The organism is Acidimicrobiales bacterium, from assembly GCA_035531755.1.
GTDB lineage: Bacteria > Actinomycetota > Acidimicrobiia > Acidimicrobiales > UBA8190 > DATKSK01.
On the sequence record DATKSK010000055.1, the window covers coordinates 71,949 to 91,600 of the forward strand.

The 19,652-nt window shown below is 74.1% G+C and carries 18 protein-coding genes; 14 read left to right on the top strand and 4 right to left on the bottom strand.

The window, feature by feature from the left end; translation table 11 throughout:
- The first annotated feature begins 59 nt into the window (after positions 1-59).
- Positions 60-1,826 carry an acyl-CoA dehydrogenase family protein gene (locus tag VMV22_11820; GenBank protein HUY23011.1) on the top strand — a complete coding sequence of 589 codons (1,767 nt, stop codon included), beginning with the start codon at positions 60-62 and terminating at the stop codon, positions 1,824-1,826.
- 11 nt (positions 1,827-1,837) lie between these two features.
- Here the strand turns inward: VMV22_11820 and VMV22_11825 are convergent, their stop codons facing one another.
- Entirely contained in the window at positions 1,838-2,251 is a 414-nt protein-coding gene (locus VMV22_11825; protein ID HUY23012.1) for a NifU family protein, read from the bottom strand.
- 184 nt (positions 2,252-2,435) lie between these two features.
- Between VMV22_11825 and VMV22_11830 the strand changes: the two genes are divergently transcribed.
- From VMV22_11830 to VMV22_11865, 8 genes are all read left to right on the top strand, one after another.
- Positions 2,436-3,323, top strand: coding sequence for an LLM class flavin-dependent oxidoreductase (locus VMV22_11830; protein HUY23013.1), 888 nt, complete (start codon positions 2,436-2,438; stop codon positions 3,321-3,323).
- Positions 3,324-3,342: 19 nt separating this feature from the next.
- Positions 3,343-4,500: a thiolase family protein gene (locus VMV22_11835; protein ID HUY23014.1), complete on the top strand. Its 1,158-nt coding sequence runs from the start codon at positions 3,343-3,345 to the stop codon at positions 4,498-4,500.
- A gap of 16 nt (positions 4,501-4,516) precedes the next feature.
- Positions 4,517-5,431, top strand: coding sequence for a beta-ketoacyl-ACP synthase III (locus tag VMV22_11840; protein ID HUY23015.1), 915 nt, complete (start codon positions 4,517-4,519; stop codon positions 5,429-5,431).
- Positions 5,428-6,357 carry an NTP transferase domain-containing protein gene (locus tag VMV22_11845; GenBank protein ID HUY23016.1) on the top strand — a complete coding sequence of 310 codons (930 nt, stop codon included), beginning with the start codon at positions 5,428-5,430 and terminating at the stop codon, positions 6,355-6,357. The genes VMV22_11840 and VMV22_11845 overlap by 4 nt, the downstream gene beginning before the upstream one ends.
- A gap of 5 nt (positions 6,358-6,362) precedes the next feature.
- Positions 6,363-8,153 carry a family 20 glycosylhydrolase gene (locus VMV22_11850; GenBank protein ID HUY23017.1) on the top strand — a complete coding sequence of 597 codons (1,791 nt, stop codon included), beginning with the start codon at positions 6,363-6,365 and terminating at the stop codon, positions 8,151-8,153.
- Positions 8,154-8,231: 78 nt separating this feature from the next.
- On the top strand, positions 8,232-9,158 hold the full coding sequence (locus VMV22_11855) for a cation diffusion facilitator family transporter (protein ID HUY23018.1): 927 nt from the start codon (positions 8,232-8,234) through the stop codon (positions 9,156-9,158).
- 26 nt (positions 9,159-9,184) lie between these two features.
- Positions 9,185-9,448, top strand: coding sequence for an acylphosphatase (locus VMV22_11860; protein HUY23019.1), 264 nt, complete (start codon positions 9,185-9,187; stop codon positions 9,446-9,448).
- Positions 9,449-9,985: 537 nt separating this feature from the next.
- On the top strand, positions 9,986-10,972 hold the full coding sequence (locus VMV22_11865; protein ID HUY23020.1) for a hypothetical protein: 987 nt from the start codon (positions 9,986-9,988) through the stop codon (positions 10,970-10,972).
- A gap of 64 nt (positions 10,973-11,036) precedes the next feature.
- Here the strand turns inward: VMV22_11865 and VMV22_11870 are convergent, their stop codons facing one another.
- Positions 11,037-11,486 (bottom strand): SRPBCC family protein, encoded by a 450-nt coding sequence (locus VMV22_11870; protein HUY23021.1) that lies wholly within the window; start codon positions 11,484-11,486, stop codon positions 11,037-11,039.
- 748 nt (positions 11,487-12,234) lie between these two features.
- Between VMV22_11870 and VMV22_11875 the strand changes: the two genes are divergently transcribed.
- Entirely contained in the window at positions 12,235-12,462 is a 228-nt protein-coding gene (locus VMV22_11875; protein HUY23022.1) for a hypothetical protein, read from the top strand.
- 72 nt (positions 12,463-12,534) lie between these two features.
- Positions 12,535-14,316, top strand: a complete 1,782-nt coding sequence (locus VMV22_11880; protein HUY23023.1) for a GspE/PulE family protein — start codon at positions 12,535-12,537, stop codon at positions 14,314-14,316.
- An 82-nt stretch (positions 14,317-14,398) separates the two neighbouring features.
- On the opposite strand, the gene VMV22_11885 is transcribed toward VMV22_11880, so the two are convergent.
- Complete coding sequence (locus tag VMV22_11885) at positions 14,399-15,532, bottom strand: amidase (GenBank protein HUY23024.1); 1,134 nt, start codon at positions 15,530-15,532, stop codon at positions 14,399-14,401.
- 292 nt (positions 15,533-15,824) lie between these two features.
- Between VMV22_11885 and VMV22_11890 the strand changes: the two genes are divergently transcribed.
- Entirely contained in the window at positions 15,825-17,522 is a 1,698-nt protein-coding gene (locus VMV22_11890) for a formate--tetrahydrofolate ligase (protein ID HUY23025.1), read from the top strand.
- A 34-nt stretch (positions 17,523-17,556) separates the two neighbouring features.
- Positions 17,557-18,189: a cyclodeaminase/cyclohydrolase family protein gene (locus tag VMV22_11895; protein HUY23026.1), complete on the top strand. Its 633-nt coding sequence runs from the start codon at positions 17,557-17,559 to the stop codon at positions 18,187-18,189.
- On the opposite strand, the gene VMV22_11900 is transcribed toward VMV22_11895, so the two are convergent.
- Positions 18,186-19,037 (bottom strand): MaoC/PaaZ C-terminal domain-containing protein, encoded by an 852-nt coding sequence (locus VMV22_11900; protein ID HUY23027.1) that lies wholly within the window; start codon positions 19,035-19,037, stop codon positions 18,186-18,188. The genes VMV22_11895 and VMV22_11900 overlap by 4 nt on opposite strands.
- Positions 19,038-19,105: 68 nt before the next feature.
- Here VMV22_11900 and VMV22_11905 point away from each other — a divergent pair, with 68 nt between their 5' ends.
- Complete coding sequence (locus VMV22_11905; GenBank protein HUY23028.1) at positions 19,106-19,528, top strand: MerR family transcriptional regulator; 423 nt, start codon at positions 19,106-19,108, stop codon at positions 19,526-19,528.
- The last annotated feature ends 124 nt before the right edge of the window (positions 19,529-19,652 follow it).

Sequence of the window (19,652 nt, forward strand, 5' to 3'; positions counted from 1 at the left end):
AGTGGCCGCGGGCCGGCCGCACGGCGACGGGAGCGCCCGGGGGCCGTAGCATCGAGCACATGCTCCCCGACTACGCAGAGTTCGAGCAGGCCACCGGGCTCGACTGGTACCGACTCGACCCCAACCTCATCGCCCTCCTCGACCGCCACCTCCCCGACCCCGGTGAACGGGCCCTGGCCGAGGAGCACGTGAGCCGTTACGGCGAACTGGTGGGCACGGTCATCGCCCCCCGGGCCGAGGTCACCGACAAGCACGGGCCGGTCCTGCGCCGCTACGACCGCTGGGGCGAGGTGGTCGACGAGGTCGTGCACCACCCGACCTGGACACAGAGCAAGGCCGACCTGGTGCGCAACGGCTTCGTGAGCCTGGAGTCCCTGGTCGGACGACCGGTGCCGGGGGTGGTGACGGCGTCGGTGTCGTACCTGGTGTCGCAGGCCGAGACCGCCATCTACTGCGGCCTCGGCATGACGTCGGGCGCCGCCGACATCGTCGAGCGCTACGCCCCGGCGGCGGCACGCGACGACCTGCTCCGGCGCCTGCGCAGCGTCGACCCCGACGAGGCCTGGGAGGGCGGGATGTTCCTCACCGAGCGTCAGGGGGGCAGCGACGTCGGGGCCAACACCACGCGCGCCGTGCAGGACGGCGAGGAGTGGCTCCTGTTCGGGGAGAAGCACTTCTGCTCCAACGTGGACGCCGAGGTGTTCATCGTCCTGGCCCGGCCCGAGGGCGCCCCACCGGGGAGCCGGGGCCTCGCCACCTACATCGTCCCTCGCATCCTGCCCGACGGTTCGCCGAACGGCTTCACGGTCAAACGACTGAAGTCCAAGCTCGGCACCGTGGGCGTGCCCACCGGCGAGGTGTCGCTCGACGGGGCGAGGGCGTGGCTGGCCGGAGGCGCAGGCGCGCGCGCCGCGCAGGGCGGTGCGGACGCGGCCCGTGACGGGCGGGGCATCAACCGCATGATGGAGATGGTCAACGGCAGCCGCTTCGGCGTCGCCCTCATGGGCCTCGGCATCCACCGCCGCTCCTTCCTCGAGGCCGCCATCTACGCCGGGCGCCGCGCCCAGTTCGGGAACCGCATCGACAGTTACCCGCTGGTGCGCGAGACCCTCGTGGACATGCTCGTCGACCTCGAAGCGGGGATGGCGGTCACCTACGAGTGCGCCGCCGCGTCGCGCCGCGCCCAGGACGCCGAGTCGGGTCGCCTGCTGCGCCGCATCCTCGTGCCCCTGGCGAAGATGCGTTGCACCCGCGCCGCGCTGGGAGCGGCTTCCACGGGACTGGAGGTCCTGGCCGGGAACGGCTACATGGAGGACTGGCCCATGGCCCGGCAGCTGCGCGACGCCCAGTGCCACACCATCTGGGAGGGCACCGAGAACATCCTGTGCGTCGACGTCCGCCGGGCGATGCGCGGCGAACGGGCCCACCTCGCCCTGATCGCCCGGGTCGAGCAGGCGCTCGAGAGCGGCTCGGGGCACAAGGTGCTGGCGGGCACGCGCGACACCGTGGCCGGCGCGCTCGCCGACGCCCGGTCCGCCATCGCGTACCTGGAGGGCGCGCCCGACGACATGGCGTTGCTGCACAGCCGCCGACTGGCCGAGCTGCTCGCCGACACGGTGGAGGGAGCGCTCCTGGTGGAGGAGGCGGCGTGGGCGCTCGAGCGCGACGGCGACGCCCGCAAGGCCGCCGTGGCCCGGCGCTTCGCCACGCGCACACTGGCCGCGCCACCCCTGCGCGGGATCACCGACCCCGACCGGATGGTGCTCGACCTGTTCGAACCGCTCGTCCGCTACGGCCAGATCGACGAGTCCGACCTGGCCGCCTGAGCCGCCGCCGGTCAGGCCTTCGGGACGTACGCGCCGCGGCCCATCGCCGCGCTGGCGAAGGGGTCACCGGACTCGTCGACGCCACCACGGACTTCGGTCACCCAGTCGAGGCGACCCCGCAGGATGCGGTCGACGCCGCCCTGCAACGTGGTCGACGAGATGGCGCACGAGCTGCACGCGCCTCGGAGCTGCACATCGACCACGCCCGAGGCCACGTCGAACGCCACGAGCTCGAGGTCCCCGCCGTCGGCCTGCACGGCGGGACGCATGAGCTCGATCAGCGACCGCAGGTCCACCTCGCGTTGCGCCCGCACCTCGTCTGTCAGGACGGGGTCGGACAGGACGGGCTCGGTCACCCCGGGGCCGGTCACCCCGGGGTCGACGGATGCGGCATCGGCCACGGTTCGGGCGTCGGCGTCGGGCACTCCCCCATTCTGCCGTGACGGTGGGCGGCACCGGGCCCGCGGGCCGGCCCGGCGCCCGCGCCGGCCCCGGGCGGAATCTGACGGACCGTCAACTAAGGGCCCGCGGTTACCATGCGGCGTGCCCTCCGCCACGCCGGCCCAGCCTGTTGCCGGGGTCCCGGCCCCGGTCACAGGGGCCCTCGGGTTGATCCTGCCCACCTTCCCCCAGCAGGGCGAGCCGCCCGACGCGCCGACCCTGGCCTCGATCTGCCGGCGAGCCGAGGCCGGCGGGGCGACGGCACTGTGGGCGTGCGACCACCTGTTCTGGCACGGCCCCGCGCTCGAATGCCTCGCCACCCTCGGGGTGGCGGCCACGGCCACCAGCCGTGTCGTCGTCGGCTCGTGCGTGCTGCAGCTGCCCCTGCGCCACCCGCCGTCGGTCGCCAAGGAAGCGGCCACCCTGGCCCACCTGTCGGGGGGCCGGCTGGTGCTGGGGGTGGGTGTGGGGACCCACGCCGGCGAGTACGGGGCCGCCGGCGCCGACTTCGCCACGCGGGGCCGTTTGCTCGACGAGGGCATCGACACCCTGCGCCGCACCTGGGCGGTGTCCCCGGGCGAACGGTACGTGCAGCTGCCCGCGGCCGGCCCCGTCCCGGTGTGGGTCGGGGGATCGAGCGAGGCGGCGCTGCGCCGCGCCGCACGCCGCGGCGACGGCTGGATCCCGCTGTTCGTCCCCCCGGCCGAGTACGCGGCCGCCGTCGGCCGGCTCGGCAAGGAGGCCGAGCGCGCCGGACGAGACCCCGCCGACATCACCCGGGCCACGGTGGTGTTCGTGTCGGCGGGCGGCGACGCGGCCGGGGAGCGGGGGCTGGCGTGGATGTCGTCGCTGTACGGGCTCCCGGCGCACTCCTTCGCCCGGCACCTCGTCACCGGCGACGCCCGCACCTGCGCCACCGCGCTGGCCCGCTTCGTCGACGCCGGTGCGAACCACGTCGCGGTCTTCGTGACCGCCGACGACCCGCTGGTACAGTTCGAGGACGTGGCCGGCGAGTTCGCCGGCCTCGTCGCGTGCCCTCCGGACTCCGGGAAGTGAGGTCGTGGTGACACAGCACGTGAGCGTCGTCGGAATCGGGATGACGCCGATGGACCGGCGGGACCTCACCCCCGACGCCATGGCGCGCCACGCCGTCGTGGCGGCGTTGCACGACGCCGGCCTGTCGCCCGCGGACGTCGGTCTCGTGGTCGTCGCCAACGCCCTGGGCGGACGCCTCTGCGACCAGGGCTGCATCCGCGGCCAGAGCTGGCTGCGCGAGGTGGACCTCGGGACGACGGGCGTCGTCAACGTGGACAACTCGTGCGCCGGGGGGTCGTCGGCCATGCACCTCGGTGTGATGGCGGCGCTGGCCGGCCAGTCACCCGTGCTGGTCCTCGGGGTCGAGAAGATGTGGACGGGGCACCGGGCCGAGACCATCGCCGGCATCGAGGACGGGCTGCCCGCCGACGAGCGCGCCGAGCTGCGCGTGAGGCTCGACAACGACGCCGGCAGCGTCCTCATGGCCCTCAACGCCACCTGGGTGCGCCACCAGATCGAGGAGCGGGGCACCACCCCCGAGCAGATCGCCGCGGCCGCGGCCAAGGCCCGGCGCAGCGGCGCCCGCAACCCGCTGGCGCAGTTCCGCACACCGGTCACGGTCGAGGAGGTCCTCGCCGCGCCGATGGTCGTCCCCCCGCTCACCCGCCTCATGTGCTCGTCGTTCACCGACGGGGCCGCCGCCGCGGTGCTGTCGGTGGGGGCCGAGCGCGGTGCGCCCCGGATCCGCGCCAGCATCCTGCGGTCGGGCAACGGCGAGCTCGACTACCACGACCGCCTGCGTGAGACAGCCGAGGAAGCCTGGAAGGCGTCGGGCATCGGCCCCGAGGACGTCGACGTGGTCGAGCTCCACGACGCCACCAGCGCCGAGGAGCTGTACGCCCTGGAGTCCCTCGGGTTCTTCCCGGCAGGGGCGGCCGGAGCGGCCACGGCCGCGGGCGACACCGACGTGGGAGGGCGCGCCGTGTGCGTGAACCCGAGTGGTGGCCTCGTGGCGCGCGGGCACCCGCTGGGCGCCACCGGGATATGCCAGGTCGCCGAGCTCGTGGCGCAGCTGCGTGGCACGGCGTCGGACCGGCAGGTGGACGACCCCCGGCTGGCCGTCGCCGTCAACACCGGCGGGATCATGGCCGGGAAGGACGCCGCCCTCGTCGCGGTCCACGTCCTCGAGCGGAACTGAGCCCATGCCGGGTGCAGTGGTCACAGGGTGGGGCATTGCCGTCCCTGACAAGATCGTCACCAACGAGGACCTGTCCGCCCGCCTCGACACCAGCGACCGGTGGATCACCGAGCGCACCGGCATCCGGGAGCGACGGATCGGCGGAACCACCTCGGAGCTCGCCATCGCCGCGGGTGCGGAGGCCCTGGCGCGCGCCGGCCGCAGCGGCGAGGACGTGGACGTGCTCGTGCTGGCCACCTCGACGCCCGACGCCCTGGTGCCGGGCACGTCGGCGACCGTGCAGCAGGGCCTCGGCGTGCGCGGTGGGGCGTTCGACGTCAACGCGGCGTGCTCGGGCTTCGTGTACGGCCTCGTCGCCGCGCACGGGCTCGTGTCGATCGGCGCCCGGCGGGTGCTCGTCGTGGGGAGCGAGACGCTCTCGCACATCACCGACTGGGACGACCGGAGCCTGGCCGTCCTGGTGGGCGACGGGGCCGGCGCCGTGCTGCTCGAGGCCACCGACGGCCCCGGCCAGCTGCTCGCCTGGGACCTGGGCGCGGACGGGTCCCTGCGCCACCTGCTGAAGTGCGACCACGGCGGCCACCTCTCCATGAACGGCAAGGAGATCTTCCGCCACGCCGTTCGGGTCATCGTGGAATCGTCGCTCGCCGCGCTCGGGCGCGCCGGGCTCACGCCCGACGACGTCGACCTCTTCGTCCCCCACCAGGCCAACGCCCGCATCATCACGGCCGCCAGCCAACGGCTGGGCATCCCCGACGGGCGCTGCGTCGTCACCATCGACCGCTACGGGAACACGTCGTCGGCCTCCATCCCCCTCGCCCTGGCCGACGCGCTCGAGTCGGGACGCCTGCGCCCGGGGAGCCTCGTCCTGCTGTCGGGCTTCGGCGGTGGGATGACCTGGGCCAGCGCCGTCCTACGATGGGGCGGGTGACGGCCAGCCCTCGAGACGACCGGCCGGTGCTGGTCGTGTTGGCCGCGGGCATGGCCAAGCGCTACGGGGGGTGCAAGCCGCTGGCGCCCGTCGGGCTCCACGGCGAGGCGGTGCTCGACCTGATCACGGGAGACGCCGCCGCCGCAGGCTTCGGTGAGGTGGTCATCATCCTGGGCCCCCAGACCGGACCGGCCATCAGGTACCACGTCCGCCGGTGCTTCCCGTCGTGGGTCCCCGTGGCCTTCGCCGAGCAGCCCGTGCCCCTCGGGACGGCGCACGCCGTGCTGTGCGCCCGCACGTACGTCGGGGGCGGGCCCTTCGCCGTCGTGAACTCCGACGACGTCTACGGCGTGCCGGCGATGCACCTGCTCGCCCGCCATCTCGACGGGAGCGACGAGCACGCCATCGTGGCGTTCCGGCTGCGCGACACCATCGTGGCCGACGAGCCCGTGACACGCGGGACCTGCGAGGTGCGACCCGACGGGCGGCTGGAGCGGCTCGTGGAGCGGCGCGCCGTGCGGCGACGCCCCGACGGGAGCTTCGAAGCCGGTGACGGCCTCGAACCGGCCGAGCTCCCGGGCGACACCCCGGTGTCGATGAACCTGTGGGGGTTCCGGCCCGCCGTCTGGCCGGTCCTCGAGGCGGCCGTGCTGGCGGCGCACCCCTCGGTGTCGGCCGACGGGGCGGTGCACGACCGTGGCGCACTCGCCACCGACGCCGAGGTGCTGCTGCCCGAAGTGGTGGGGGCGATGATCGCCGGGTCGGCCGCCGGCGGCGGCCCGCTCCAGACGGTGCAGGTGCTCGACGGGCCGGGCCGGTGCATCGGCGTCACCCACGCCGACGACCTGCCGGTCGTGCGCAACGAGCTCGCCGTCATGGTGGGCCGGGGGCTGCGGCCCGAGGGACCGTGGGAGGCGGCGGGCTGAGCCCGGTGGGCACGGACCACGCGACCGCCGCCGCGGGCATGCCGCTGCTGCTCCCCCGTCCCCGCTCGTTCGAGGCGGCACCGGGCGCTCCCCGGGTCCCCGACCGCGTCCCTGTGGAGTCGCTCGACGCCGGGTTGCCCGCCCAGGGCTACCGGCTCGAGGTCGACGGGCGGGCCGTGCGGGTCGTCGGTGCCGACGACGCCGGTCTGCGCCACGGGCGGGCCACGCTGGCGCAGCTTCGCCACCGGGCCAACGCACCGGGGGGACGGCCCGACGGGGCCCTCCCGGCGTGCCGCATCGTCGACTGGCCCGACTTCGCCGTGCGCGGCGTCATGCTGGACGTGTCGCGTGACCGCGTGCCGACCCTCGACACGGTGACCGCCCTCGTCGACCGGCTGGCCGGGTGGAAGGTCAACCAGCTCCAGCTGTACATGGAGCACACCTTCGCCTACGCGGGCCACGAGGAGGTGTGGCGCCGCGCCGACCCGTTCACCGCCGACGACCTGCACACGCTCGATGCCCACTGCCGATGGCGCGGCGTCGAGCTGGTGGCCAACCAGAACACCCTCGGCCACTTCGAGCGGTGGCTCCGGCTCGACCGCTACCGCCCCCTCGCCATCGCGCCCGACGGGTTCGACTGGGTGTTCGGGATCCGCCGCCCGCCCCTCACCCTCGACCCCGCCAAACCCGCCGCGTTCGCGCTGGTCGCCGACCTGCTGACCCAGCTCGTGCCGCAGCTGGCGAGCACGACGGTGCACGTCGGCCTGGACGAGCCCTGGGAGCTCGGTGCCGACCGCCACCGGGAATGGGCGTCGTGGCTGCGGGCCCTGCGCGCCCTGCCGGTCCTCGCCGGGCGCGAGCTGCTCGTGTGGGGCGACGTGCTGGCGTCGCACCCCGACCTCCTCGCCGAGCTCCCCCCGGGCGTGACGGTGTGTGAATGGGGGTACGAGGACAACCACCCCTTCGAGGAGCGCACGGCGCGCCTGGCCGCCGCCGGCGTGCCCTTCTGGGTGTGCCCGGGCACCTCCGGCTGGACCTCGATCGCCGGGCGCGTGGACAACATGATGGGGAACGTCAGGGCCGCCGCCGCCGCCGGCGCCGCCCACGGCGCCCGGGGGCTGCTCACCACCGACTGGGGCGACATGGGCCACCACCAGCAGCCGCCCGTCGGGGACCCGGGCTACGCCGCGGCGGCCGCCCTCGGGTGGTGCGTCGACGCCCACGCCGGGCTCGGCCCCGACGACCTGGCCACGCTCCTCGACGCCCACTGCTACGACGACCCCGCGGGCGAGACCGGGCGCGCGGTGGTGACCCTGGGCCGGGTGTGCCGCATGGTCGTGCCGCGGCCCCCGAACATGTCGGCGCTGGCGCTGCACCTGCTGCTGCCCCAGTGGACGGTCGGCAAAGCCCTGACGGCAGGGCTCACCACCGCGGATCTCCAGGCCGTGGAGTCCGTGCTCGACGACACCGTCGCCCGGCTCGGCCGGGCCCGGCCGGACCGTCCCGACGGGGACCTCGTGACCCGGGAGCTCGGCGCCACGGTGGCGCTGCTGCGCCTGTCGTGCCACGACGCCGGGATGCGGCTGGGCGGCGACGGGGCCCTCGGCTCCCTGGGCACCGAGCAACGCCGGGCGCTGGCCGACGAGCTCACGGCGTATGTCGACGTCCACCGCGGGCTCTGGCTCGAGCGCTTCCGGCCCGGCGGGCTGGCCGACAGCACGGCGTGGTTCGAGCACCTGCTCGCCTGCTACCGCGACGGCACGACCGAGCAGGCGTGGTTCGGGCCGTTCGGCTAGCACCTCGGGCCCGGAGGTAGGCGAGGCGCCACCGGTAGGCTGGGGTGCGGCAGCCCGACCGAGGAGCGCCCGCCGCCCATGGACCGCGCCACGAGCCGAACACGACGCCTGGGGATCGCGCTCGGCCTCAACGTGGTGCTGGCCGCCGCGCAGATCGCCGGGGGCCTGGTGGCGCACTCCGTCGGTCTGCTCTCCGACGCCGGGCACAACGTGACCGACGTGGCGGGCGTGGCGGTGTCGCTCGTCGCCGTCCGGTGGGCCCTGCGGCCACCGAGCCCGGAGCGCTCGTTCGGCTACCACCGTGGCCCCATCCTGGCGGCGCTGGCCAACGCGGCGGTGATCGCCGTGGTGACCGCCGCCATCGTGGCGCAGAGCATCGTGCGGCTCGTGCATCCCCACGCCGTGCACGGTGGGCTCGTCGTCGTGGTGGCCGCCTTCGCCTTCGTGGTGAACGGGCTGGCCGCGTTGATGCTGCACGACCGCACCGGTGACCTCAACATGCGCTCGGCCGCCCTGCACATGGCCGGCGACGCGTTGGGATCGCTGGCCGTCCTCGGCGCCGGTGCCGTGCTCGTCCTCGACGCGTCGGCGGTATGGGTCGACCCCGCGGCGTCCCTCGTGGTGGCGGTCGTGATCGTGGCCGAGGCCGTCAGGCTCCTCCGGGCGAGCGTGGAGGTGCTGCTCGAGTCGGCGCCCGCCGACGTCGACCTGCGGGAGCTCACGGCCACCATGGGCGGGGTCCCGGGAGTCGCCGAGGTGCACGATCTCCACGTGTGGAGCCTGTCGAGCGAGGTGCGCGCCCTGTCCGCGCATCTCGTGCTGTCCGGGCACCCGACGCTCGAGGAGGCGCAGGTCGTCGGGGAGCGCGTCAAGGCGGCCATCGGCGTCCCCTTCACCATCGCCCACAGCACGCTCGAGCTCGAGTGCGAGCGGTGCACCGACGTGGAGATCGACCCCTGCCTGATGGACGGCGTGGTCGAGACCAGGGGCGCCCCGTCCGCGTGACGGACGGCGGCCCAGCCCCCGGCGCGGTGCGGCGCCGGGTCGTCGTGCGCGGGCGCGTCCAGGGTGTGGGCTTCCGGGCGTCGTGTGCCCGGCGAGCCACGGACGTCGGGGTGGGTGGCTGGGTGCGCAACACGTCGGCCGGGGAGGTCGAGGCGGTCTTCGAGGGCCCGTCGCCGTCGGTCGACGCGCTGGTGGCGTGGTGCCGGCAGGGACCGCCCATGGCGCACGTCGGTGGGGTGGCGGTCGTCGACGAGCGACCGGCGGGCGAGACGCGATTCACGATCCGGTAGCGGTGCGCCGCACCAGAGCCCGGACGCGGCAGGACCCCGAGTAGCCGGATCGGCCGAAGCCGCCCGAACTCCTCGGGGCCGTGCCATCGGCGGAGGGCTCGCCCCTCCCCAGGGTCGGACGACCCCCGGTCAGGGCGTGGGCACCGGTCGATCCCAGGGAACCTCACGGTGCTTCACCATCTGCCTCACCGGCGAACTCGTCGCCCTCCGTCTCTCCGGTGATCCCGCCTTGCGGCGCTCTCTCCGGTCCCCGGTGGGTCGTTGTTCATCCGGCTGAGTCACACTCTGCGCCCGCCGCCAACGAAGGTCAAGGGGGCGACGCGAAATCCCGATGTTCTCCAGAGAATTCGTCGGTCTTTCCCCAATTGTGGTGAGGCTGTCCCCAGTGGGAACCCGCTCCTCCCCAGGTCTTCCCCAGCGTGCCGCGACCACGGGCGCGCGCCGTGAACGGGCGCGCGCCCGTGGACGCGCCGCCGTGCACCCGCGCCGAGAACCCCCGCCCCGGCACGCGACGGCGCCGTGGCCGATACTGGTGACATGCGCACGCCCGCAGCGACGACCCGTACCCCGACGGCCGGCGCGTTCGGCGTCGGGCCCGCCATCGAGGACTGGACCGGCGACGCGCGTTTCCACGAGTACAGCGCGGCCGTCGACCCCATCGGGTCGGGCCTCACGAGCCGGGTCCCGCTGCAGCGGTTCCCGGCGCACCGGCACCAGGGCGGCCACACGCGTGTGGTCACGCTCGACCTCTCCGACGTGCTCGCCACGCCGTATCCGGCGACGGGGCCGTCGCTGCTCGCCCGGTTCCTGTGCATCGACGAGGGCGACCACATCGACCTGTCCGCCAACGCCACCAGCAACCTCGCCTACTGCCTGTCCGGCCGCGGGCACTCCGAGGTGGAGGGCCCTGCCGGCGTCGGAACGGTGGCGTGGCGCGCCGGCGACGTGCTCACCCTCCCGGGTCGGTCCCGGGCCCGACACCTCGCCGAGGAGCGCGCCGTGCTCTACCACGTCGACGACTCGCCGCTCCTCGCCTATCTCGGCGTCGAAGCGGCCGAGGCGCGCTTCGCCCCGACGCGCTTCGACGGCGCGCGCGCCCGGGCGCTGCTCGCCGAGGTGGCGGCGGCCCCCGATGCCGCCACGCGCAACCGGATCGCCGTGCTGCTCGGCAACGCCCGCAACGACCGGACGCTCACCGCCACCCACACACTGTGGGCGATGCTGGGCGTGCTCCCGTCGGGGCAGGTGCAGCGCGCGCACCGGCACCAGAGCATCGCCCTCGACCTCATCGTGGACTGCCGGCCGGGGTGCTACACGCTGGTCGGCGAGGAGATCGGACCGGGCGGCGACATCGTGGACCCCTCCCGCGTGGACTGGGAGCCCGGCGGGGCGTTCGTGACCCCACCGGGGATGTGGCACAGCCACCACAACGAGTCGGGCGCCCCGGCACACCTGCTGCCGGTGCAGGACGCGGGGCTGCACACCTACCTGCGCACCCTCGACATCCGCTTCACGCGCCCCTGAGGTTCGACCGGGCCCCGACGGGCCCGGGGCGCGGGGCGCGGGCGATCGGCTCGCCTCACGCTGCTCAGGCGGCGTCGCCCTGGTCGGGCCCCCGGCCGCGCTCCCCCGCTTCGAGGAGCCGGGCGATCTCCGACACCTCGCGCGCCACCGAACGGGCGAACCACGCCCCCGCCACCCGATCGTGGAGCCAGCCCAAGGGCCCGTGCCCGATGTCGAGCTCCTCGACGTGACGCACGCGCGTCCCCCCGCCCACGGCGTCGATCTCGAACCAGGCGTGCAGGGCCCGGGGCACGCCGTGCTCGAGGGTGACGTCGATGGAGGTCGGCCGGCTCCACCGGTAGCGGGTCACCACCGATCCGCGGAAGCGACCCAGGAAGGTGCCGTCCTCCCGGGCGAGCATCCCCCCGGGGATGTCGGCGAGCTTCGTGACCCACACGATCTTGGTGTCCGCCTTCGTGTACTGGGCGGGGTCGAGCACGAAGTCGAACACCTCGTCGGGGGTTACCCCCCGCACGACGGCCGTTCCCTCGCCACGGATCACGCCCGGCCACCTCCGAGGTGCTGCCGACGGCCCGGCCGCCGGTCCCGGCCGACACTAGCCACACGCCGCGGTCCCGGCCGGGCTGCCGGTCCGGCCGATGCCCGACCCGTGCGGCCGATCTGGACTGCGCCGTACCAGTTGGGCAAGTGTTGGGACGCGCGAGGGCGCAGGGTGAGGCTCGTTTGTCACCGTTGCCCTCGACAAGGGAGTGGCGGTCCCCCGCCGGGCCCGCAAGGACCGGGCGGCGGACGGCTGGCGAGGGGGGACGGCTGATGGGGCACCAGTGCCGCGACTACTGCTTCCGCTGCGATTTTCTCCGGTTCCTCCGGGCCGCGCTGGTCAACACCGCCCCGAAGCCGCCGTCACCGGCCTGACCTCGGCCTGACCTCGTCCTGACCTCGTCAGGTGACGAGGTGCTCGGCGAGGAACGCCGACGACGGGGGCTCCTGGGCCGAGATGGCGGCCTTTCCTCGGGCCTGTCCTCGGGCCTGTCCTCGGGCCTGTCCTCGGACATCCCGGGATGATCCCGGGATGATCCCGGGCCGTCCGAGGTCCCTCGGGACCAAAGTCCCAATCTCGCCCGCAGGCCGCTGTTGGGTTGTCCGGCGGCGTGCCGGGGTCGATGGCTTCGATGGAGCAGTCGGTCCGAGCACCCGCGCCGGGCGGCGCCACGGGGATCGGCCGACGCCCCGACGGTCGCGCAACGACGAGGAGGGCAGCGATGGCCTTCACCAACAAGACGTGCGAAGAGTCCGGTGTCTGGACCGGGCACTGCGGGCACGGCGAGATCACGGTCAAGCAGGGCGAGCGGTTCCCGGAGTGCCCGGGGTGCCGGCGCGGCATCGACTGGCATCTCGTCGCGCCGAGCCAGGAGCCCCGTCGCCGCGACCCGCGACGCGACGGGGCCGACTGGGCCGACGAGGGATGGTGGCCCGGGAAGACCGCCTGACCACAGGACCGGGTCACACCGCACCGGGCGCACCGGGCCCGGCACGCACCATCGACGAGGAGGAGGGTCACCGTGACCCGCACCAAGAGCACCAGGGTCCACCGCACCGCCGACGACACCATCAGCGACGACGACTGGTCATCGGCCCCGCGCCGGGTCCGGCTCGGGGACTGGCTGGTCAGCCACGGCCTCATCACGGCGTCCGACGTCGACTCGGCCCTCGCCGAGCAGCGCCTCACGGGTGACTCTCTGGGCCACCTCCTCATCGCCCGGGGCGTGATCGACGAGGAGGAGCTCAGCCGTGCCCTCGCCGGTGTGTTCGGCCTTCGCTACCGTGACCTCGCCGAATCGCCCCCCGACCCCGACGCCGTGGGCCGGCTCCCGGCCGCCTTCTGCCGCCGCCGCGGCGTCCTGCCCGTCGGGTTCGAGGGTGACCAACTCCTGGTGGCGATCAGCGACCCCACCGACGTGCTCACCCTCGACGACGCCCAGGTGGTGGCGGGCTGCGGGGTCGACGCCGTGATCGTCGCCGCAGCCCAGCTCCGGTTGGCGCTCGGCCGGGCCTTCCCGGCCACCTCGTCGCCCTCGGCCACCTCGTCGCCCTCGGCCAGGTCGTCGCCCTCGGCCAGGTCGCCGAGCACCGCCTCGGCGCCCTCTCTCATCGACGCCGACTTCACCGAACGACTGGTCGCCGACTTCGTGGACCGCCTCCTGACGCGCGCCGTGGCGCAGCGGGCGTCCGACATCCACCTCGAGCCCAACGGCGACGCCGTGCGGGTGCGCATGCGCGTCGACGGCGTCCTCCACGATGCCACCGACCTGGCACCCTCGGTGCCGACCGGCACGGTCAACCGGCTGAAGATCCTGGCGGGGTTGGACATCGCCGAGCACCGTCGCCCCCAGGACGGTCGCATGTCCTTCGTCACGGCCGGGCGATCCGTCGACGCCCGCATCGCCACACTGCCGACGGTCCACGGCGAAGCGCTGACCCTGCGCATCCTCGACCGCGACCAGGGACTGCTGGACATCGACCGCCTCGGGTTCGACCCCGACGCGCTCGGGCGCCTGCGCGCCTCGTTCGGGCTGCCGTGGGGCCTGATCCTCGCCGTGGGGCCGACCGGGTGCGGGAAGTCGACGACCATCTACTCGATCCTGAGCGAGATCAACGACCCCTGCCGCAACATCGTCACCGTCGAGGATCCGGTGGAGTACGACATCGCGGGCATCAAGCAGACCCAGGTCCACAACCGCATCGGCTACACCTTCGCCGCGGGGCTGCGCTCGATCCTGCGCGCCGACCCCGACGTCATCGTGATCGGCGAGATCAGGGACACCGAGACGGCCCACACCGCCGCCGAGGCCGCCCTGACCGGCCACCTGGTCCTCTCCACGCTCCACGCCAACGACGCGTCGACGGCGACGGCGCGCCTTCTGGAGATGGACATCGAGCCCTACCTGGTCGCCTCCTCGCTCACCTGCGTTGTCGCCCAGCGGCTCGTCCGGCGCCTGTGCCCGCACTGCCGGATCCGCTACGAGCCCGGGGAGGACGAGTTGTTGGCCATCACCTCCCTCACCCCAGACGGCGCATCGGACGGCTTCCGGGAGGGGCTCACCCTCTTCGGGCCGGGCGCGTGCAGTCGCTGCGCCCAGACCGGGTACCACGGCCGGGTCGCCGTGTACGAGGTGATGCCGATCTCGGCGAGCATCCGTGCGCTCATCCTGGCGCGCGGATCGGCCGCGGACATCGAGGCGGCGGCCGTGGCCGACGGCATGCAGCACCTGCGCGAGAACGGCGTGGCCAAGGTCCTGGCGGGCACCACGAGCTTCGTCGAGCTCGCCCGGTGCATCGTGTGAGCCCGACGGCGCCCGCTGCGGGGCCGGTGGGCCGCCAGGCGTGTGGCTGACACTCCGGACACCGCCGGTTGTGGACCGGGCCCTACAGGGTGGCGGCAGCCGCTTCGAGGACGAGCCCGGCCCCCAGGAGCGCTTCCTCGCTCCCGTCGGGCCCCACGAGCTGGATGCTGGCAGGCAACGGGCCCTCGGTCGGGACGGGGAGGGCCAGGGCGGGGACGCCGGCGAGGTTGACCGGGAGCGTGCAGCGCGCCATGAGCAGCTCCTCGCCACCCGCGAGCGGCGGGGGGAACACCGTCAGGGTCGGCGTGACGACGACGTCGACGGCGCGGAAGATCCCCACCAGCTCGGCGCGCCAGCGCTCCCGGACGTCGTGGGCGGTGTGCAGGGCCCGGGCGTCGAGCGACGACCCCAGACGGAGCCGCCCTATCACGTCGGCTCCGACCTTGTCCGGATCGCGCTCCACCAGGTCGCCGTCGGTCGCCCAGGCCTCGGCGACGAGGAGGAGCCCCCCGGCCGCCGTGGCCTCGTGCCACAGCGCGACGTCGAGGTCGACGACGTCCCACTCGGCGGCGGCGAGGGCGCCGTCGACGGCGGCGTCGATCAGCGGGTCGGCGTCGACCCGGATCCTCCCGACGCGCCGGGGCGCGCCGTCGGCGACGACGAAGCCGGGCTCGAGCAGCGCCATGCCGCGCACCAATCCCGCCACGTCGCGGGCCATGGGCCCGACGGTGTCGAAGCTCGGGGACAACGGCCAGACGCCGTCGAGCGGGACGCGGCCCCACGTCGTCTTCAGCCCGGCCGTGCCGCAGCAGGCGGACGGGATCCGGACCGAGCCGCCCGTGTCGCTGCCGTAGGCGACGTCGGCCTCCTCCGTCGCCACGGCCACCGCCGACCCACTCGACGAGCCGCCGGGGACCAGCCGGGGGTCGAGGGGGTTCACCGGCGTGCCGTACCACGGGTTCACGCCCGTGACGCCCAGGGCGAGCTCATGGAGGTTGGTCCGGCCCACGATCCTGGCCCCCGCCGACCGGGCGCCCGCCAGGCACGCGGCGTCGGCCGTCGCCGGCACCGCCCGCTCGGCCACGGCGCGGCACCCCGCCGTGGTGGGGACGCCCGCCATGTCGATGAGGTCCTTCACCGCCAGCCGGACGCCGGCGCCGGCGGTGTCGAAGCGGGTGATGAACGTCGGCCCCCCGCCGGCGGGCGCCGCACTCACGGCGCGTCGACGAGGGTGGGGCGCTGCTCGAGGACCCGCTCCCAGGTGTCCACCCGTACCCCTGCCGTCTCGTCGTACCGACCCGACCGGTCGCCGCGCATGCTCTCACATAGGGGCTATAAACGGTGGACCCGCCGTCGGGCGGGAGGGGGAGGACCTGGGCGCCCGCGAGCGGGCACCGTGCGCGGGTGGCGGTCAGGCACCGACGGCATCCCGCCGGCGGAGCGGGCCGGGCCGGCGCCCTGGCGGTCACGCAGCGAGCCCGGGCCGGACTTCGGAAGGAGAATTGGCCATGACCACGCTGAACGCGCTCGAGATCTCGAGGCGGGCCGTGCTCAAGCCCATCGCCAAGATCGCCGCCGACGCCGGGATCCCCGACAGCCTGCTCGAGCCCTACGGCGAGTACGTGGCGAAGATCGACCTGGCGGCGATCGAGGCGCTGTCGGACCGGCCCCGCGCCCGCTACGTCGTGGTCACCGCCATCACGCCCACCCCCCTCGGCGAGGGCAAGACCACCACCACGCTGGGCCTCGGGCAGGGCATGCGCCACATCGACAAACGGGCGACGATCGCCATCCGCCAGTCGTCGATGGGACCGACGTTCGGCATCAAGGGGGGCGCGGCGGGCGGCGGGTACAGCCAGGCCGTGCCGTTCGAAGCGATGAACCTCCACCTGACCGGCGACATGCACGCGGTCACGGCCGCCCACAACACCCTGTCGGCGATGCTCGACAACCACCTGTACCACGGCAACGAACTGGGCATCGACCTGCACAACGTGACGTGGCGGCGGGTGCTCGACGTCAACGACCGGGCGCTGCGGAACCTGGTGGTCGGCCTCGGGACCAAAGAGGACGGCGTTCCGCGGCAGACAGGCTTCGACATCACCGCCGCCTCCGAGGTCATGGCCGTGCTCGCCCTGTCCACATCGCTGCGCGACATGCGCGAGCGCTTCGGGCGCATCGTCGTCGGGTACACCTCCGCCGGAGAGCCCGTGACCGCAGAACAGCTCCGGGCGGCAGGCGCCATGACCGTGATCATGCGCGACGCCATCAAGCCCAACCTCCTGCAGACGCTCGAGAACACCCCCGTCCTCGTCCATGCCGGGCCGTTCGGCAACATCGCCCACGGCAACTCGTCGGTGATCGCGGACCTCATCGGCATCCGCACGGGCGAGTACCTCATCACCGAGGCGGGATTCGGCGCCGACATGGGAGCGGAGCGCTTCTTCAACATCAAGTGCCGCACCTCGGGCCTCACGCCCGACGCGGCGGTCGTGGTGGCGACGGTCCGCGCCCTGAAGGTCCACGCCGGGTCGCACCACGTGGTCGCCGGCAGGGCCCTGCCGCCGGCGCTGCTCGAGGAACGCCCCGACGAGGTCCACGCCGGCGGCGCCAACCTCCGAAAGCAGCTGGAGAACGTGCGGATGCACGGCGTCACGCCCGTGGTGGCGATCAACGCGTTCCCCGAGGACTTCCCGTCGGAGCACGACGCCATCCGCGAGATCGCGGCCTCCATGGGCGTCCGCGCCGCGGTGTGCACCCATTTCACCGACGGGGGACGCGGCGCCGTCGCGCTCGCCGAGGCCGTGGTCGAGGCGGCCGAGGAACCCAGCGAGTTCCACCTCCTCTACCCGGCCGACGTGCCCCTGCGCCAGAAGATCGAGACCATCGCCACCAAGGTCTACGGCGCCGAGGGGGTCGACTACTCGCCCGGCGCGGCACGACAGCTCGACACCTACGAGCGCAACGGGTTCGGGGGCCTCCCCGTCTGCATCGCCAAGACGCATCTCTCCATCTCCTCGGACCCGAGCCTGAAGGGCGCGCCCGTCGGCTGGCGGCTGCCCGTGCGCGAAGTGCGGGCGTCGGTCGGGGCGGGCTTCGTGTACCCCGTCTGCGGCGACATGCGCACCATGCCCGGCCTGCCGTCGCACCCGGCGGCCGAGCGGATCGACATCGACGAGAACGGCGAGGTCGTCGGGCTGACGTGATGGTGGCACTCCCCGGCGGCCGCTTCTCCTCACCGTGCCCGTGACCGGGCCCGCTCCCGGCGACGGCGCCTCGTCGTACCTGGACCTGCCGTTCGACCTGCTCCTCGATGCCTTCGCCGACGGCGGGCCCGCTCCCGGCGGAGGATCCGCCGCGGTCGTCGCGGTGGCACTGGCCGCCAGCCTGTGCACCATGGCGGCGCGCCTGTCGACGGGCCACAGCGCGCGCGCCCATACGCTGGCGCTCGAGGCGGACGCGGTTCGCCGCGATATCAGCCCCCTGTGCGACGAGGACCCCCGCGCCTACGCCCGGGTGATGGCGGCACGTCGTCGCGCCCCTGCGGCCGACCCCGCATCCGCCCGGCGCGACGTCGCCGCGGCGTTGTCCGACGCCGCTGTCGTGCCCATGAGGGTCGTCGAGGCGGGTGCCCGGCTGTCGAGGCTCGCCGCCGAGCTCGCGCTCGAGGGCAACCCGGCCTCGCGCGGCGACGCGATCGTGGCGGCACTCCTGGCCGCCGCGGGCGCCGACGCGGCCGCCGTCCTCGTGCAGATCAACCTCGCCGGCGCCCCCGGCGACGAGCGGCCGGCGCGCGCCACCCGGCTCGTGACGGAGGCGTCCGCTGACGCCACCCGGGCCCGGCGGGCCGCTGATGCCGGCGAGGCCCCTTAGGAGAAGACGAACGAGCCCGCGGCGATGACGGTCTCGCCGCGCTGATTGTCGGTGCGGTAGCGCACGCCGTCGCCGTGTGCCCAGATCGAGACGTTCAGGGTGTCACCCGGAAGTGTCGGTCGCGAGAAGCGCCCGGCCATCGACACCACACGTCCCGGGTCGGATCCGCACACGGCATGGAGCAACGCGCGCCCCGCGAACCCGAACGTGCAGAGCCCGTGGAGGATCGGGCGGTCGAAACCGGCCCGCTCGGCGAACACGGGGTCCGAGTGCAGAGGGTTTCGGTCACCCGACAACCGGTAGAGCAGGGCCTGGTCCTGGCGCGTGGTGTAGGAGACCACGTCGTCGGGCTCGCCCTCGGGCGCCGGCGGGACCCCCGACGGCCCGCGGTCGCCGCCGAAGCCACCCCCGCCCCGGACGAACAGTGACGACGTGGCGGTGAACCGGGGCTCCTCGCTGCGGGCGTCGACCGACCGGGACTCGGTGACCACCACGGCGCCGGACCCCTTGTCGAACACGCCCGTCACCGTGCTCGTGGTGCGCACGGTCCCGGCGGGCGGGATCGGGCCGAACAGCTCGATCGACTGCTCGCCGTGGACGAGCATCGCCGGGTCGAAGCTGCCGAGGCTCCCTCGGGGTGGTCCGCCACCGCCCACGACGGCCGCGAAGGTGGGCAGGACGCGCTGGGGCCGGTCGACGGAGTTCTCCGTCGTGAAGTCGAGCTCGAACCCGGCGGCGTCGAGCGAGCCCGCCCCGACCCCCACGGCGTAGAGCAGGCAGTCGGTCGACGTCCACGATCGCTCGACGGGCTCCGAGGCCATTCCGACCACATCCGGGTTGATGGGCATGGCGATCCTCCGTTCGAGATCCTCTGTTCCAGACCCTATGTAACACTAGAATATGTTACATTTGCAATGTGGATCTTCCGGTCGCCCCCGAGCGCACGGGGTCGCGCCCCGGCGTGGCCGAGTGGGTCACCGTGGACGACGCGGCCCGGGCGACCGGCACCACCACGAGACAGGTCCGCGCCCTGCAGACACGGGGGCTGCTCCCCCACCCGCATCTCGTGGGCCGGACCGGCTATTACGACGACGGCCACCTGGACCGCCTCCGCGCCGTCCTGCGCCTCCAGGACAGCGGCTTCTCGCTGGTCGCCATCGCCTCCCTCGTGCGCGCCTGGGAGGCGGGGATGACCCTGGCGCAGCTCCTGGGCCTGCCGCCGGGGCGACCCGACGTCACCGACGAGCCCGACATCTTCGACGGCTACCGGGCCCCGTGGCGTGGACGCCTGTTGTCCGTCGTGCCCACGACGCTCCTCGACGAACCGGCGGCGTCGTGACCGGCCACCACTCCCCGCACGCCCACCGCTCCCTGAGAACATGGCCGACATGGGCGAGCGTCTCCCCGACCAGTGGGGAGAACGCTTCGGGCCCCGGGCGCCTGTGCCCGGCCTGTACCGGTGC